Here is a 15,631-nt window from a genome sequence, read left to right on the forward strand (position 1 = left end):
TTCTGTTAAAATGCGCGCCAACTTAAGATGAAGAATTCATGAATTGGTTAGATTTTGTCATTTTAGGCGTGATCGGCTTCTCTGCCGTGATCAGTTTAGTCCGTGGTTTCGCTAAAGAAGCCTTGTCACTCGTTATTTGGTTTGGAGCATTTTTTATTGCTAGCCAGTACTACGCTAAATTAGCGATGTACTTCACCAATATCGAAGATGAGATGTTTCGAAACGGAACTGCGATAGCAGCATTGTTTGTTGCAACGTTAGTTGTGGGTGCCTTAGTTAACTATGTCATCGGTCAACTAGTTCAGAAAACAGGCCTGTCAGGTACAGACAGAATCCTCGGTGTCGTCTTTGGTGGCTTACGTGGTGTTTTGATTGTTTCTGCAGTGTTGTTTTTCATGGATGCGTTTACTGCATTCCCAAGTTCTGAGTGGTGGAAGAATTCGCAATTGGTTCCGGAATTTAGTCGAATCATTGCGCCGTTCTTCGAGCATTTACAAGCAACATCTAGTTTCTTATCTGGCGCGCTCTAGCGCCAGTTAATGTCGAAAAATCGAGGATTAGGACATGTGTGGTATTGTTGGAATCGTGGGTTCAACACCTGTAAACCAGTCTATTTATGACGCTTTAACGGTATTGCAGCATCGTGGCCAAGATGCCGCTGGTATTTGTACCATAGAAAGCAATCGTTTCCGTCTGCGTAAGGCGAACGGTTTAGTAAAAGATGTTTTTGAAGCAAAACACATGCAGCGCCTACAAGGTGAAGTTGGTATTGGCCATGTTCGTTATCCTACTGCGGGTAGTTCAAGTGCGTCTGAAGCTCAGCCTTTCTACGTAAACTCTCCTTTTGGCATTACGTTGGCGCACAACGGTAACCTGACGAACGCAAACGAAGTTCGTGAGAAGTTGTTCGAAAAAGACCGTCGTCATGTAAACACAACCTCTGACTCTGAAGTTCTACTGAACGTATTAGCTCATGAGATCGATACCGTTAAAGGTAACGTAACTTCAGATGACGTTTTCCGTGCTGTGGCAAATGTGCACCGTACAATTCGTGGTGCTTACGCTGTAACGGCGATGATCATCGGCCACGGTATGATCGCATTCCGTGACCCACACGGTATTCGTCCACTGTGTCTTGGTAAGCGTGAAGTTCAAGGTAAAACAGAGTACATGGTTGCGTCTGAATCGGTAGCACTCGATGCTGTTGGTTTCGACTTCATGCGCGACGTAGCACCAGGTGAAGCTATCTACGCAACGTTCGACGGTGAGCTTTTCACTAAGCAATGCGCAGACAATCCTCAACTAAACCCATGTATCTTTGAGTTTGTATACTTTGCACGCCCAGATTCATTCATCGACAAAATCTCGGTTTACAGCGCACGCGTTGAGATGGGTGAGATGCTTGGTAAGCGTATTAAAGAAGAGTACGCAGACTTAGATATTGATGTGGTTATCCCAATCCCTGAAACATCAAACGATATTGCGCTACGAATCGCTCAAGCGATCAATAAGCCATACCGTCAAGGTTTCGTGAAAAACCGCTATGTTGGTCGCACGTTCATCATGCCTGGTCAGCAACAGCGTAAGAAGTCAGTTCGCCGTAAGCTCAACGCAATCCGCTCTGAGTTTAAAGGTAAGAACGTTCTTCTGGTTGACGATTCTATTGTTCGCGGCACAACATCAGAGCAAATCATTGAGATGGCTCGTGATTCTGGCGCAAACAAGGTCTTCATGGTTTCAGCGGCTCCAGAGGTTCGCTTCCCTAACGTTTACGGCATTGATATGCCGAGCGCGACAGAGCTGATTGCTCATGGTCGTGATAACGAAACGATTTGTAAGCAGATTGGCGCAGACGCATTGATTTTCCAAACACTACCAGATCTGATTTCTGCAGTGGGCATGGGCAATCAAGACATTTCTCGTTTCGATACTTCTGTATTTAACGGCGAGTATGTAACGGGCGATATCGACCAAGCGTACCTAGATTTCCTAGACTCTTTGCGTAATGACGACTCAAAGGTTCAGCGTGAGATTCAACAAGATCTTGCTAACCTAGAGTTACACAACGAAGGCGCTTAATTAGCGTTTCGTTAGTCATACAGAGTTTCGCTAGCGATACAGAAAATAAAAAACCAGAGCATCGGCTCTGGTTTTTTTGTTTATAGAGAAGGGGATTAACCTTAATGAATGTGGTATGCGATCACAAAATCAATAAACAATCTCACTTTCTCTGGTAGATGGTCTTTGTGGTTATAAAGCATGTAAATATCACGAGGGTTAGCGCTCCAGTCTTCTAAGACTTGCACTAAGCTGCCATCTTCAATGTATTCACGAATCATCACGTCAGGCATCAGGGTGATACCTAGGCCTTCTGAGCACGCTTGTCTCACGACATTAAGCGCATTGGCGTTGAAACGGCCTTTCTCGCTATTTACCACCGTCTCTTCATTCGAATTACTCAGCTGCCACTTAATCAGCGGGTAGCCTTTAAGTAGCGAATGGTTCGCTAGCTCTTCAGCATGGCTTGGAGCTGGGTTCTTCGCTAAGTACTCAGGGCTCGCGATAAGAATATCTTTGACTTCACTGATTTTTCGAGCGATTAGGCTTGAATCACGCTGCGGTCCGACACGGAAAATCACGTCCCACTCCGTTGGATCCAGCTGATCCGCTTGGTTGTTCATCATCAGCTCAATATTGATATCAGGGTATTGAGTCATGAATTCACTGAACATTGGCATCATCATGCGCTTGGTCAGATTTGAGGGTGCCGTAATACGAATCTTACCGGAAGCGCCTTTACACACGTCAGTTAACTCTTCTGCAGTAGAAGAGAGACGTTGCAACAGCGGAGAGCATTCATTGAAGAAACGTTCGCCTGCCTCTGTTAAAGAAAGTTTACGCGCGTGTCTATTGAGAAGCCTAAGGTTCAAAGAATCTTCTAAGGCTTGGATGCGTCGTGTGATGGTCGCAACCGGAATCATAGTCTTGCGCGATGTTGCGGTGTAGCTCCCATTTTCAACGACGAGTCGAAAGAGGTTTAAATCATCTAATTTCATAAATCCAGACACATTTGTTTACAATCTCATCTAATTTATACGTAACAGTGAGATCAATGTTTGCGTTACGTCAACTCGTTGCACTATTTACAAGTATTCCAACCCTCGTCACGAATTACCAGTAAAGAGTGCAAATTTGTGTATTTAGCATTTTATTACTAAGTTTTATATTAGTTCTTAGAACAGATAACAATAATAATTCGACTTAGTTTTGTGAGGTTATAGATTATGTACAAAACTCACAGTCAGCCAGTAATGACCTCGGCTCAGGAAGTAATTAACCAAAAATGCGTGATGTTGGTTGATGATGATCCTATTTTTCGCCGTATAACCAGCGCGTACCTAGACAAGGTCGGTTATAAAGTGGTTGAGGCTGAAAATGGACTGGACGCTTTGCAGAAACTTAGAGACTCAGCGCCAGATTTAATTGTGTGTGACTTATCAATGCCAATACTTGATGGTATCGAGCTTGTGGAAGAGCTCAGTTTAGAGTACCCGTCACTGCCTATGATCGTTGTGTCCGGCACTGATGATATGTCTGATGTGGCGAAAGCCTTGCGATTTGGTATTAAAGACTTCTTAGCGAAACCGTTAGAGGATCACCGTCACCTAGGAAGTGCGATTGCGAATACATTGACAGATTCGTTCGATAACATTTCAGACCAACGAGATTTTTCGAGCCAATGGTTCTGTGTGGATGACGGGGGGGAGATCCCTGAAGACCAAGAACTGCATTGGCATCTGAATTACCTTCAAGATAATCCAAGCGCAGCAAAAGACTTACTGCATGCGTTGCTTCCAGAGAAAGATACGCGACAAGGATCATGGCGTTGCAGTTACCGGTTACTGCAATCAACAGAGATGATGCCACTTGTGTTTGATTATGCGTGGATGATGAACGGGCAGTTTGCTTTTTACCTCGTCGATTCATCGTCGTCTGATAATGGCGGCTCCGCGACAACATTGTTAGTGAGAGCGCTGTTCCACGATTACATAAGAAACAGAAAAGATTTTAACGTTGATCTCAAAGATATTGCTGAGATCTTAGAGAAGGGGATTCGTTGCTCTAAATGTTCTACCCCAGTGAATGCCTTGTTTGGTGTTGCAGACCTTGCCGAGGGAACCATCTCCATTTTACCTGCGGGTTTAGATGGGCAATGGTCGAATGGTGAATTGAATCAACATATTGCAGCAGGTGAGCGCTTGGGCGAGAACTGCAAGAAGAACTTTATTACGCGGGACCTTCCGATCGAACAGGGCTGCCAACTTTCGTTGAGCCTACTTGGATCGGCAAGTTTTAGTTTAGACATACACCAAGGGTCTACTGATTAACCCTATATTTCCTCGGTTTTTGTGAATAATTGATTAAGGTATAGTTGCGCAAATGGTGTGGCTATGCCTTTTTTGTTAAATGTCGATTTAGCAAAGCGGGTTTGGTTCGCCGGATACTTACCTTTACTAACAAAAACAAGAAGCAATCATGGCAGATAACAAAGACTTTCAAGACCCGTTTAATGTATTCTACTTTTTAGGATTTTTAGCCGCATTTTTAATGATTCCATTGCTACCAGCAACACTTACGTTGATCCGAGTATTCAATGGTTACGCAACATTCTAGTTAAGCTGTCGTCACTGACTGGTGATAGCTAACTCAAGGAGGCCACAATTAGCGTTCGAGTTTTAAGCCTCAATATTGCTGGTGGCCTTTGTATATTTCTCGCAGTTCTAGGGATAGTTTTGCCCGTTCTGCCAACCACTCCTTTCCTCCTTCTTGCTAGCGCATGTTTCATGCGAAGTAATCCGAAAGTTCATAAATGGATGCATGAGCACAAAACGCTGGGTCCTTTGCTGAACAATTGGTATCAACACGGTGCCGTCACCAAACAAGTTAAAACGCGTGGCGTATTCTTTATCTTGTTGAGTTTTGCTTTATCCATCTACTTTGCCCCTATCATTTGGGTCAAGGCTTTCCTAATTTGTGTACTTGTTATTCTTCTCACATGGTTTATGCGACTTCCAACCCATGAGTTGGTTGCTGACCGCAAAGAAAATCACTACCATTAAGCTAGTGTGCCTGCTTGTATAGCGGGCGTTTATTATTTCAGCAATCAGAGTTATGACTCTCGTTGCAATGAATACCAATCGTACCTTTCCTTAATTCCAAGCGTTGATGTTTGATTCGTTAACGAGAGTTTGGAAAGCGGCCTAATGAAGTGCATAAGATTATGAACACAGAAAAAATCTCTCTGATCAAAGCAAGCATCAAAAGCATTCCTGATTACCCTAAAGCGGGTATTTTGTTCCGTGACGTAACAAGCTTGATGGAAGATCCAGCAGTTTACAAAGCGACTATCGACCTGCTAGCGGAAACATACAAGGACATGGGCTTTACTAAGATCGTTGGTACTGAAGCTCGTGGTTTCCTATTTGGTGCGCCTCTTGCTCTTGAGCTAGGTGTTGGCTTCATTCCTGTTCGTAAGCCGGGCAAGCTGCCTCGTCAAACTGTGGCACAATCTTATGAGCTTGAGTACGGCACCGACACTCTAGAAATCCATACTGATGCTATCGTTGAAGGCGACAAAGTGTTGATGGTTGATGATTTGCTAGCAACAGGCGGTACGATTGAAGCAACAACAAAGTTGATTCGTCAACTTGGTGGTGTGGTAGAACACGCTGCATTTGTTATTAACCTTCCAGAAATCGGTGGTGACAAGCGCTTACAAGGCTTAGGTCTAGAAGTGTTTAGCATCTGCGAATTCGACGGTCACTAATCCTTTTCGGAATTATTCATGAGCTATCTTGCGTTAGCGCGAAAATGGCGACCAACCAAATTCAAAGAAGTGGTTGGTCAAGCCCATGTTTTAACAGCATTAGAGAATGCCCTTAGCCAGAACAGGTTGCACCATGCATACCTGTTCAGCGGTACACGAGGTGTCGGTAAAACGACCATCGGCCGTTTGTTTGCTAAGGGACTCAACTGTGAGACAGGCATTACCTCAACACCTTGTGGTGAATGTGCAACCTGTAAAGAGATCGATGAAGGTCGCTTTGTTGACCTACTTGAGATTGATGCGGCATCACGTACTAAGGTAGAAGATACCCGCGAGCTTCTGGACAATGTTCAGTACAAGCCTGCACGTGGTCGCTTCAAGGTTTACCTAATCGATGAAGTACACATGCTTTCTAGGCACAGCTTTAACGCGCTTCTAAAGACCTTAGAAGAGCCGCCTGAGTATGTGAAATTCTTGCTCGCAACAACGGATCCACAGAAGCTTCCAGTGACTATCTTGTCGCGTTGTTTGCAGTTCCACCTCAAGCCGATCAGCGTTGATAATATTCACGAGCAGCTCGATCATATTCTTGAACAAGAAGATGTGACGTCTGAGTCTCGTGCGCTTGGAATGATTGCTCATGCTGCTGATGGCAGTATGCGTGATGCATTAAGCCTTACAGACCAAGCTATCGCATTGGGTAATGGCAGTGTCGTAACAGATACTGTTGCTCACATGCTCGGAACACTGGATACCGACCAAGCTATCCACTTGCTTGAAGCGATTAGCAGTAAGCAGCCACAGCAAGCGATGGCGTGTATCCAAAGCCTTGCTGAGAACGGTGTCGAGTGGGATGGTTTGCTGAATCAGCTTGCGACTCAACTGCATCGTCTTGCGATGTTCCAAGCTTTGCCATCTACATTAGATAAGGCACAGCCTGACGCAGAGAAGCTTGAACTACTGAGCAAAGCGCTTAGCCCACAAGACATTCAACTCTACTACCAGATCGTGTTGAAAGGTCGTGAAGACTTACCATTGTCACCAACCGCTCGCGTTGGTATTGAGATGGTGGTTTTACGCATGTTGGCATTTAGACCAGCTGAACAAGCGGTTGCTACTGCAATCTCGACTCAGTCGGCAAGCCCAGCGCCAGTTCCAGCAGCTCAAGCTCAGAACGTTGCTCAGTCAGTGAGTCAACCTGCGCCAATGGCAGCTCCGAGACAGCCTCAGATGCAACAACAGGCGCCTCAACAGCAGCCTATGCAGCAGCAACCCGTGCAACAGGCTCCGCAGCAGAACCCAGCACAGTATTCAGATTCGCAAGGTTACGCTGAACATTCAGGCAACCAAGGTTATCCAGAACAGGATTACCCGCATAGCCAGTATGACGCGCCTCCTGCTTATGATGAGCGTCCAAGCTACGGTGCAGAGCAGCCTCAGCAGCAACAAACGAATTATCAGAACCAGAGCCCGGTTCAACAGCCAAGCGCTGCACCTTCTGCTCCGCAAGAGCAGCCAGTGCGTGCAACTTCGCCTGTGAGTGGTTTACGCCACCAATTACGTTCTCAACGTAGAGGCAGTTCGGCAACAGAAAACAAAGGCTCGGCGCCAAAAAAGGCTAAAGCGACACCTGCTAAAACTTCAGTTCTTGATCGAGTTGCTCAGCAACACGGTGGTTCTGAGCGGGTGTCGCCAGCTTCTTTATCAGCCTCTTCGACAGAAAATGTGACCAACGATAATGAACCTTATCGCTGGAAACCGTCTAAACCTGTAGTGAAAGAGGTGAGCAAAGAGCTTACACCTACTCAGATCAAGCGTGCGTTAGAGCATATTAAGACACCAGAAATGGTCGATAAATTGCTTCAAGAGTCGATTGCTCAAGATGAATGGTCCGCCACGATTCAAAAGCTAGAGACAGCCAAGCTTGTTGAACAGTTAGCATTGAACTCAGTGTTTGCTAAAAACGACACATCAATCACTTTAACGTTAAGAGCGAGCCAAGCTCACTTGAATACGGACCGTGCACAGAGTGAGCTATTGCAGTCTCTCAATACTGTGCTTGGAGAAGAGTGTCATTTGAGTGTTGAAATCGGTGATGGTGGAGAAACGCCGCTAGAATTACGAGAGCGATTGTATCAAGGTAAGTTGAAAGACGCGTTTACCGCTTTAGAAAACGATGCCAACGTACAGTTCATTGAAAGACGTTTTGCCGCTGAACTCGACAGAGACAGCGTTCGTCCTATCTAGAACGTTTTCTTGTTTAGTGACCGGCGTATCATCCCAGATAAGCAAATCTGAGAACTGAACATCGAGGGGTTGAATCACACTGTTTTAACCCCCATTTAAGCTCGTATAGCTTAATTAATTTTAATAAACCAATTAGACCAGAGAGTATTAACATGTTTGGTAAAGGCGGTATGGGCAACATGATGAAGCAAGCCCAGCAAATGCAAGAGCGCATGCAAAAGCTTCAAGAAGAAATCGCAAATATGGAAGTTACAGGTGAGTCAGGTGCTGGCCTTGTAAAAGTAACGATCACTGGTAGCCACAGCGTTCGCCGTGTTGATATCGATGAAAGCCTAATGGAAGACGATAAAGAGATGCTTGAAGATCTTATCGCTGCTGCTTTCAACGATGCGGCTCGTCGCGTTGAAGAAACTCAAAAAGAGAAAATGGCTAGCGTAACTGGCGGAATGCAACTTCCACCAGGTATGAAGATGCCTTTCTAAGTAACTTATTCTTAAAGGTTAATTCAGGTGGTGGTTTGTGTTGAACAGGCTATTACTTGAAAATTAGAACGGTTAAATATGCGTACCAGTCATATGCTGGAGCATTTGATGGAGGCCTTACGTTGTCTACCTGGGGTTGGCCCCAAGTCGGCGCAGCGTATGGCCTTTCATTTGTTACAGCGCGATAGAAAAGGCGGCCTACAATTGGCTGAAGCTCTTAGCCAAGCAATGACCGAAATCGGTCACTGTAATGAGTGCCGTACTTTTACTGAAGAAGATACTTGCCACATTTGTACCAATCCTAAACGTCAGGAAAATGGTCAAATCTGTGTAGTAGAGAGCCCTGCAGATATTGCAGCAATAGAAGCGACAGGCCAATATTCAGGTCGTTACTTTGTATTGATGGGTCACCTTTCACCACTTGATGGCATTGGTCCAAGTGACATCGGTCTCGATGTTTTGGACTACCGCCTGCGTCGTGGTGATATCTCTGAAGTAATCCTAGCGACTAACCCAACAGTTGAAGGGGAAGCAACAGCGCATTACATTGCTGAGCTATGTAATGCCCATGAAGTGAACGCTAGTCGTATCGCTCATGGTGTTCCCGTTGGTGGTGAGCTAGAGCTGGTGGATGGCACCACGCTTTCGCACTCCTTACTCGGTCGTCATAAGATCTAAAAAAGCCGCTTGGTGAATCATCACTAAGCGGCTTTTTCTTTTATTGCTTTAGACGTTTTTCAGCGCTTAATCTGAACCTCTCACCGCTTTGTATATCATCGCGCCAATCACGGCACCAATAATTGGTGCCACCCAGAATAGCCATAGTTGTGAAACAGCCCAGTCACCGACAAATACAGCCACGCCGGTACTTCGAGCAGGGTTCACAGAGGTGTTAGTGACAGGGATACTGATAAGGTGAATCAAGGTCAAACAGAGACCAATCGCAATGGGTGCAAACCCAGCAGGCGCTTTTGAATCAGTTGCGCCCATGATCACGAATAGGAATACCATGGTCATCACCACTTCACAGACCAGTGCAGCGGTAAGTGAATAGCCGCCCGGTGAGTGTTCACCGTAACCATTTGAAGCAAAGCCAGATGCCGCAGCGTCAAAGCCTGCTTGGCCTGAAGCAATCACGAATAACACACCACCCGCGATAATACCGCCAATGACCTGAGCAATAATGTAAGGTGCGACGTCTTTGGTATCAAAGCGACCACCGCTCCAAAGACCTATTGTAACAGCAGGGTTGAGATGACAGCCGGATATATGGCCAATAGCAAAAGCCATGGTGAGTACGGTTAAACCAAATGCGAGGGAAACCCCGAGTAAGCCGATACCTACATCGGGAAAAGCGGCGGCTAAGACGGCACTACCACAACCACCTAACACCAACCAAAATGTACCGAACATTTCTGCGATATACCTATTCATAACGATCCTTATTAATCTGTACCAGTATCAACAAGATAGTTTAGATTTCGAAGAATTGTGAAATCTTGGGCATATAGGAGGAAGAAAAGGTCAGCTAATCTTAGGTAATGGCTTCTAACTCGATCAGGTTATCAAGGGCTTCTTGGTCGGTTTTACCACAAATGATAGGGCAAGCTTTGAATTGGTGACATACCTTCGGGCGTGAAGGTTGACCAAATAATTTGCAGAGATCTTGCTCATTTAATTGGATGCAGCGTACGCCAGCAGGCTTACCATTAGGCATTCCAGGAATAGCAGATGTAATACTTGGAGCGATACAACATGCTCCACAACCTAGACGACATTCCATCAAATTAAACTCACTAAATAACAGGGTGCGCGATAGTAGCAAAAAATGATGAGAGTGACAGCTGTTGATTGAATCAAAGAATGAACAATTATTATCCTTGAACTTTTTATGGGCTAGCGGTATAACACGCACCCCAGTAAAAGAGTAAGAAGTAATCCTATGACGAATTCATTTTGGCAAGAAAAGACACTAGAGCAAATGACCGAGAATGAGTGGGAATCACTTTGCGACGGTTGTGGTAAGTGCTGCCTGCATAAACTAATGGATGAAGATAGCGATGAAGTTTACTACACCAATGTGGCGTGTAGCTGGTTAAACGACAAAACATGTTCGTGTAAAGACTACCCGAACCGCTTCACTTCAGGTGAAGAGTGTTTGAAGCTGACTCGTGACAAGATCGATGAGTTTCACTGGCTACCAGACACTTGTGCTTACCGCCTACTATCAGAATCTAAGCCGATCCCTGAGTGGCACCCATTGATCACCGGATCAAAAACAGAGATGCATGCAGCAGGTGAAAGCGTTCGTAACAAAGTGGTATACGAAATCGATGTGGTGGATTGGGAAGATCACATTTTGAATCACCCGAACCGCTAGTTAACGAAGACTAGTCAATCACCCGAATAAAAAAAGGCTCACATTTCTGTGAGCCTTTGTCGTATTTAGGAGGGTCCAAATCAATGGACTGTGTCATGGCTAATGTCAAGCAAGCGGTAAGTCTGCAACCACCTGGTTGAACGTGATACGAGCATTCTGAGCTTGCTCAGATAACTCGATCTTTTTCGCTTGTGCGGCACTAAGATTACTCTCGGCCTGCTCAAGTGCTTGTTGTAGGTTCTCTGGTAACTCGTGAGTTTCCATTTGTGAACCTTGTTCTAGCACATAAGCGCGAATTTCTTTCTTCACTGCGGCAAGTTCTGTGTAAGCAACACGCTCAAGTTCTGCAGCTTCTTGTGCTGCATCTCTTTCTTTCTCAAATTGAGCCAGCGCCATACCTTCAGCAGACCAAGGGTCCATGTCTGGCAGTTCTTCGATGTTGATCGTTGGCTCGATGTACGCATCTTGATGGCGTAGGTCGAGGTTAGTCGCACGAACCGCTGAAATCATCAACATGACAGAGATAGCAAGCAGCGGTAAGCCACCAACAATCGCTGCGGTTTGTAGCGTACTTAGGCCGCCCAAGAACATCAGAATAGTTGGCAAGAACGATAGAGTAAATGCCCAGAACATACGGTTCCAGCGCATTGGCTCTTCGGTCACGTTGTTTTGTACAACAGACGCCAGGATGTATGAGATAGAGTCAAATGTCGTTGCCGTGAAGATAATACACAGCATTGTAAATACAGCAATAACCAGCGTGCTCATTGGCAATTGTGCAAGCATCGAGAAGATAGCTTTGGTTGCGCCTTCAGCATTCAAAATCGCAACGACATCCAGCTCACCAGAAAGCTGAAGTGATAGGCCGTAGTTACCTAAGATCATGAAGAATAGGAAACAACCTAGAGAACCAAAGAAGATCGAACCTGACACCATTTGTTTGATGGTTCTGCCGCGAGAGATACGCGCAACAAACAGACCCATACTCGGTGCAAATACTAGCCACCATGCCCAGTAGAAAATCGTCCAGTCTTGTGGGAAGTGAGTGTTTTCGAATGTACCGTAGCCACCAAATGGTTCAGCCCACGTTGCCATCACGAAGAAGTTAGACAGTAGGCGACCAATTGAGTCTAAACCTGTTTCTAACATGAAGATTGTTGGACCCGCGATCAGAACGAAAGCCAACAGACCCATTGCACCCCAGAAGTTGATGTTACTTAGGATCTTGATGCCTTTTTCCAATCCAGCATAAGATGAGTAAGCAAAAATCGCAGTACACACTAAAAGCACCATCACTTGCGTTAGGTTATTTTTAGGTAGACCAAATAGGTGATTCAGACCTTCAGTGATTAGAGGTGCAGCTAAACCTAACGTTGTTGCAGCGCCGCCTAATAGACCGAAAATGAAAAGGATATCGACGATTTTTCCAGGTACGCCTTTACTGCGGTGTTCACCAAGAACAGGCATTAACGCACTAGAGATCTTTAGAACTGGCTGTTTACGTACATAGAAGAAGTAAGCGATAGGAATCGCAGGGATCAGGTAGATAGACCACGCGATTGGTCCCCAGTGGAACAAACCGTAAGTTGCAGCCCAACGAACCGCTTCTTCACTGCCCGGCTCTAGTTGGAAAGGCGGTGATTGGTAGTAGTAAGCCCACTCAATACAGCCCCAGTACAAGATACTTGCACCGATACCGCCACAAAATAGCATTGCAGCCCATGATGCTGTTTTGAATTCAGGCTCTTCATCAGCTTCGCCCAGTTTAATTTGTCCCATATCACTGAACACAACGTAAACCATAAATGCACAGGCAGCGAGGCCTAGCGCAAGATATAAAAATCCAAGTTGGTCCGTCATGAATGTTTTCGCAACCGCAATCCAGTCTGCGCCCTGTGCAGGGAACAAAATGAGCGGGAAAACTATCGTGAGTAGGAGTGCAATCGCACCAAAGAAAGTAGGCTTATCAATAAGCTCAAAAGTGTTTTTCACGAGTATTATTCCATTAAAATGAGAGCGGAATTATGGAATGAACTCGTTTTTTAGACCAAATCGGGTCTGTTGTCGTGACGACAAATCGCTTTAATGCAGAGAGGAAAGTACAGTAACAGAGGGGAAAGTTAGATTAAGGCAAGTAGAATGCCACCAACGGTTGCCGCTGCGGATAAGTATTGCCCAGCTGAATAAGAACCATCGTCCTCTTCTTCAATCTTATCTGGGTGATCCATACCTAAAGCGCCATGAGCAAATGACTCAACCTTATCGGTAACGGTCTCGTTTTCAGCTTCGACTTTCTTGGCTTCTTTATCGATTTCTTTAAGTGCAGATAATAGGGCTTTGCCTTCATCAGAAAGCTTCACGGTATTTTGCTCAACCTTAAGCGGCGCAGGCTTTTCAGCTTCAGTGCTTTTAGCTTGTGCATTCATTTGCGAAGGTGAATACAGCTGAGTATTACTCGTTCCTACTGGCGTCATATCGCTCTCCTTACCTATCCTTAAATATAGTATCGGCAGAGGTGTGAAAAACTTGTGCAATTAATCATCGATAGTGATGTTTTTTATTCGCACATTACATTTTCGTCTGCTTGGTTAAATCGTCTATTTACTAAGCAAGTCTTGTGCCGATAAGAATGTTTGATTTAGATAGAGTTAGGATGAATGACGGGAACGTGATCAAGTTTTGACGATGGGCTAATTATCTAGGATTAGCCCATCGACTCTTTAGCTTAGAAGAGTGGATCAACAGACCTTACTCACACTCTAGGCTAGCGCTGCGTTTTGACAGGTGCTTGTATGCCTTCATTCGGTTCTCTTTCTTAACAAAGCGAGCCGGCGGCGAAAGTACTTTTAGCTGGTAGTCATTGCTATCTGATGAAACCTCTTCAACTGGGCTGATGATGGCGATTCTCAAATCAGGGTTACGACGTAGAATTGATGCCGCCGTCCCTAAACCACCCTCGGTGTGGAACTTGCCAGCCACATGAATTACTTGTTTATCAGGGTTTGATGCTAGGTAATCCACAATCGACTCAGCCATGGTTTCATCCCAGGTTACCTGAGCGGCAAACTGTTTTTCTGTTTGCTCTGGCGTACCGTGGTGCATAGAAGCCATGAACTTTTCTTTGTAAGGGCTATCGCCAGTATTCACTTCGGCAGCAATCCATTGGCGTTGCTCGGTCGATAATTGGTCTAGGTAAGGCAATCCTTTACGGCCAATACACTGCACGAATGGCTTTGGTGCATTTGCCGCAATAACATCGACGTCGTTGGCTTTTGCGAACTCAACTAACGCGCGGTAATCACTTTCGTAATTTGGCCAAGCTGCCGCTTGAGACATGAGAATTTGTTCGCCAATTTCGCCGTTTAAGTATTGGTCAAGTGTGGCTTGGTGCTCTCGAGTGAATTGTTCCATTGAAAGCGCAATGTTTGATGTTGCGTTGCGGCGCGCTTTTAAGAAGTCGGTTTGGAAGCGGTGAATGGCAGAATGCGTGTGCCATTCGCCAATTAGAACCACATCAGCGTCAATCAGCTGCTCGGGTAATGCATCGAGAGAAAGTGTTTCGCCTTGTGGAGAAGCGAACTGGTAGTCATAGAATGTGGAAACGGATTCCGTTTGAGCCACTTTTTGAGAAGTGTCTTTTGCAGGTTGACTAGCACAAGCCGTGAGAAGAGTAGCTAATCCGATAAGAATAATACGTTGCATGAAATGCCTCCTTGAAGAACACGCATACTAAAGGAGGCAAGATAAGATTTCAATGCAAACGATAATCAATATCAATTAAATTTGTTTGCGGTACACTCGCAGCATAAAGTCAGCTTCACAGTTGAATTGCTCTGCCTCGGTGAGTTGTTGTTTAAACTCTTCACTCGCCTTCCAAGCAAACGGCGTCATCTGTAGCAGGTCGAATGCATCTGACCCCGATAGTTCCATCATATAGTTTAGTTGCTCTTGGTGCTCAAGCGTAAAACCTTCGATCACTTCTGGATCTTCATCGTGCAAACGAACGCCATCATAAATTACATCACGCAGTTGATACAGGTGTCGGCTAGCTGGTGTCACGGTGATCACCACACCACTGTCTTTGATGGTGCGTTGTAACTCTTCAGCCTTGCAAGGCGCATAAATGCGTAGAATGCCGTCTAAGCTGCTTTCAGCAAAGGGTAGGCGATGACTTGATGCAACTGAGAAGTCGACAGCAGGGTAGCGTTTAGCGGCGTATTTGATAGCAATCTTAGAAATGTCTAGGCCAAAAGTCGCACCATTCTTTTCTTGAAGATTCACAGCAATTTCGTTGGTGTAATACCCTTCGCCACAACCAATATCCAATAGGCTAGGTGCCTCAGCTGGTAGATAGCGAGAACACAATGTCACCACCGCATGGCGCATTGGGTCATAGTGGTTACCTTCAAGGAAACGACGACGTGCCTGCATCATCTCTTTGTTGTCACCTGGATCTTTTGAGCGTTTGTGGTGCGCAGGCATCAAATTGACATAGCCTTCTTTCGCTAGGTCGAACTGATGGTTCTTTTCACACTTAAACGTACGATCGTTTTGAGATAAAGGTTGGTGACACAAAGGGCATTGGTAAGTCATTGCGAACTCGAGGTAGAAATTTCAAGTCCAAAATTTTAACAGGAAGCATAGTGGGGCGCTAGAATAAACGCAGCTGTGTTGGTTAACGGCAATCCGAGAGTA

At 45.4% G+C, this 15,631-nt stretch carries 17 protein-coding genes; 10 read left to right on the forward strand and 7 right to left on the reverse strand.

What is annotated here, in order from left to right:
* The first annotated feature begins 38 nt into the window (after nucleotides 1-38).
* Nucleotides 39-530 carry a CvpA family protein gene (locus MSG38_RS12550; protein ID WP_009848678.1) on the forward strand — a complete coding sequence of 164 codons (492 nt, stop codon included), beginning with the start codon at nucleotides 39-41 and terminating at the stop codon, nucleotides 528-530.
* A 34-nt stretch (nucleotides 531-564) separates the two neighbouring features.
* The gene (purF, locus tag MSG38_RS12555) at nucleotides 565-2,079 is read left to right on the forward strand and encodes an amidophosphoribosyltransferase (protein WP_017066676.1); all 1,515 of its coding nucleotides are present in this window, start codon (nucleotides 565-567) and stop codon (nucleotides 2,077-2,079) included.
* A gap of 101 nt (nucleotides 2,080-2,180) precedes the next feature.
* Here the strand turns inward: purF and MSG38_RS12560 are convergent, their stop codons facing one another.
* On the reverse strand, nucleotides 2,181-3,056 hold the full coding sequence (locus tag MSG38_RS12560) for a LysR family transcriptional regulator (protein WP_017067604.1): 876 nt from the start codon (nucleotides 3,054-3,056) through the stop codon (nucleotides 2,181-2,183).
* 228 nt (nucleotides 3,057-3,284) lie between these two features.
* On the opposite strand from MSG38_RS12560, the gene MSG38_RS12565 reads away from it, so the two are divergent.
* The 7 genes from MSG38_RS12565 to recR all read left to right on the forward strand — a co-directional run bounded on the left by MSG38_RS12565 (nucleotide 3,285) and on the right by recR (nucleotide 9,234).
* Entirely contained in the window at nucleotides 3,285-4,388 is a 1,104-nt protein-coding gene (locus MSG38_RS12565) for a response regulator (RefSeq protein ID WP_048610462.1), read from the forward strand.
* Between the two features lie 148 nt (nucleotides 4,389-4,536).
* Nucleotides 4,537-4,674: a hypothetical protein gene (locus tag MSG38_RS12570; protein ID WP_017067606.1), complete on the forward strand. Its 138-nt coding sequence runs from the start codon at nucleotides 4,537-4,539 to the stop codon at nucleotides 4,672-4,674.
* A 74-nt stretch (nucleotides 4,675-4,748) separates the two neighbouring features.
* A complete protein-coding gene (locus tag MSG38_RS12575) occupies nucleotides 4,749-5,120 on the forward strand; it encodes a YbaN family protein (protein WP_086971119.1) in 372 nt (123 codons plus the stop codon).
* Nucleotides 5,121-5,281: 161 nt separating this feature from the next.
* Nucleotides 5,282-5,827 (forward strand): adenine phosphoribosyltransferase, encoded by a 546-nt coding sequence (gene apt, locus MSG38_RS12580; RefSeq protein ID WP_248401957.1) that lies wholly within the window; start codon nucleotides 5,282-5,284, stop codon nucleotides 5,825-5,827.
* A gap of 18 nt (nucleotides 5,828-5,845) precedes the next feature.
* Nucleotides 5,846-8,074, forward strand: a complete 2,229-nt coding sequence (gene dnaX, locus MSG38_RS12585; RefSeq protein ID WP_248401958.1) for a DNA polymerase III subunit gamma/tau — start codon at nucleotides 5,846-5,848, stop codon at nucleotides 8,072-8,074.
* 152 nt (nucleotides 8,075-8,226) lie between these two features.
* Nucleotides 8,227-8,556, forward strand: coding sequence for a YbaB/EbfC family nucleoid-associated protein (locus MSG38_RS12590; protein ID WP_017062338.1), 330 nt, complete (start codon nucleotides 8,227-8,229; stop codon nucleotides 8,554-8,556).
* 78 nt (nucleotides 8,557-8,634) lie between these two features.
* Nucleotides 8,635-9,234, forward strand: coding sequence for a recombination mediator RecR (gene recR, locus MSG38_RS12595; RefSeq protein WP_019823189.1), 600 nt, complete (start codon nucleotides 8,635-8,637; stop codon nucleotides 9,232-9,234).
* A gap of 66 nt (nucleotides 9,235-9,300) precedes the next feature.
* Here recR and aqpZ read toward each other — a convergent pair whose 3' ends face one another.
* Together aqpZ and MSG38_RS12605 are read right to left on the reverse strand one after the other, a co-directional pair.
* On the reverse strand, nucleotides 9,301-9,990 hold the full coding sequence (aqpZ, locus tag MSG38_RS12600; RefSeq protein ID WP_248401959.1) for an aquaporin Z: 690 nt from the start codon (nucleotides 9,988-9,990) through the stop codon (nucleotides 9,301-9,303).
* A 100-nt stretch (nucleotides 9,991-10,090) separates the two neighbouring features.
* Complete coding sequence (locus tag MSG38_RS12605) at nucleotides 10,091-10,339, reverse strand: YkgJ family cysteine cluster protein (RefSeq protein WP_004734153.1); 249 nt, start codon at nucleotides 10,337-10,339, stop codon at nucleotides 10,091-10,093.
* 159 nt (nucleotides 10,340-10,498) lie between these two features.
* On the opposite strand from MSG38_RS12605, the gene MSG38_RS12610 reads away from it, so the two are divergent.
* Entirely contained in the window at nucleotides 10,499-10,936 is a 438-nt protein-coding gene (locus tag MSG38_RS12610) for a YcgN family cysteine cluster protein (protein ID WP_248401960.1), read from the forward strand.
* A gap of 105 nt (nucleotides 10,937-11,041) precedes the next feature.
* Here MSG38_RS12610 and MSG38_RS12615 read toward each other — a convergent pair whose 3' ends face one another.
* From MSG38_RS12615 to rlmA, 4 genes are all read right to left on the reverse strand, one after another.
* Nucleotides 11,042-12,928, reverse strand: coding sequence for a BCCT family transporter (locus MSG38_RS12615; RefSeq protein WP_017063436.1), 1,887 nt, complete (start codon nucleotides 12,926-12,928; stop codon nucleotides 11,042-11,044).
* Between the two features lie 128 nt (nucleotides 12,929-13,056).
* Nucleotides 13,057-13,410 (reverse strand): hypothetical protein, encoded by a 354-nt coding sequence (locus MSG38_RS12620; protein WP_048610474.1) that lies wholly within the window; start codon nucleotides 13,408-13,410, stop codon nucleotides 13,057-13,059.
* Nucleotides 13,411-13,684: 274 nt separating this feature from the next.
* Complete coding sequence (locus MSG38_RS12625; RefSeq protein WP_050633715.1) at nucleotides 13,685-14,638, reverse strand: ChaN family lipoprotein; 954 nt, start codon at nucleotides 14,636-14,638, stop codon at nucleotides 13,685-13,687.
* 75 nt (nucleotides 14,639-14,713) lie between these two features.
* The gene (gene rlmA, locus MSG38_RS12630) at nucleotides 14,714-15,529 is read right to left on the reverse strand and encodes a 23S rRNA (guanine(745)-N(1))-methyltransferase (protein WP_248366469.1); all 816 of its coding nucleotides are present in this window, start codon (nucleotides 15,527-15,529) and stop codon (nucleotides 14,714-14,716) included.
* Between the last annotated feature and the right edge of the window lie 102 nt (nucleotides 15,530-15,631).

The organism is Vibrio sp. 1CM24A, assembly GCF_023161725.1.
GTDB classification, from domain to species: Bacteria; Pseudomonadota; Gammaproteobacteria; order Enterobacterales; family Vibrionaceae; genus Vibrio; species Vibrio coralliirubri.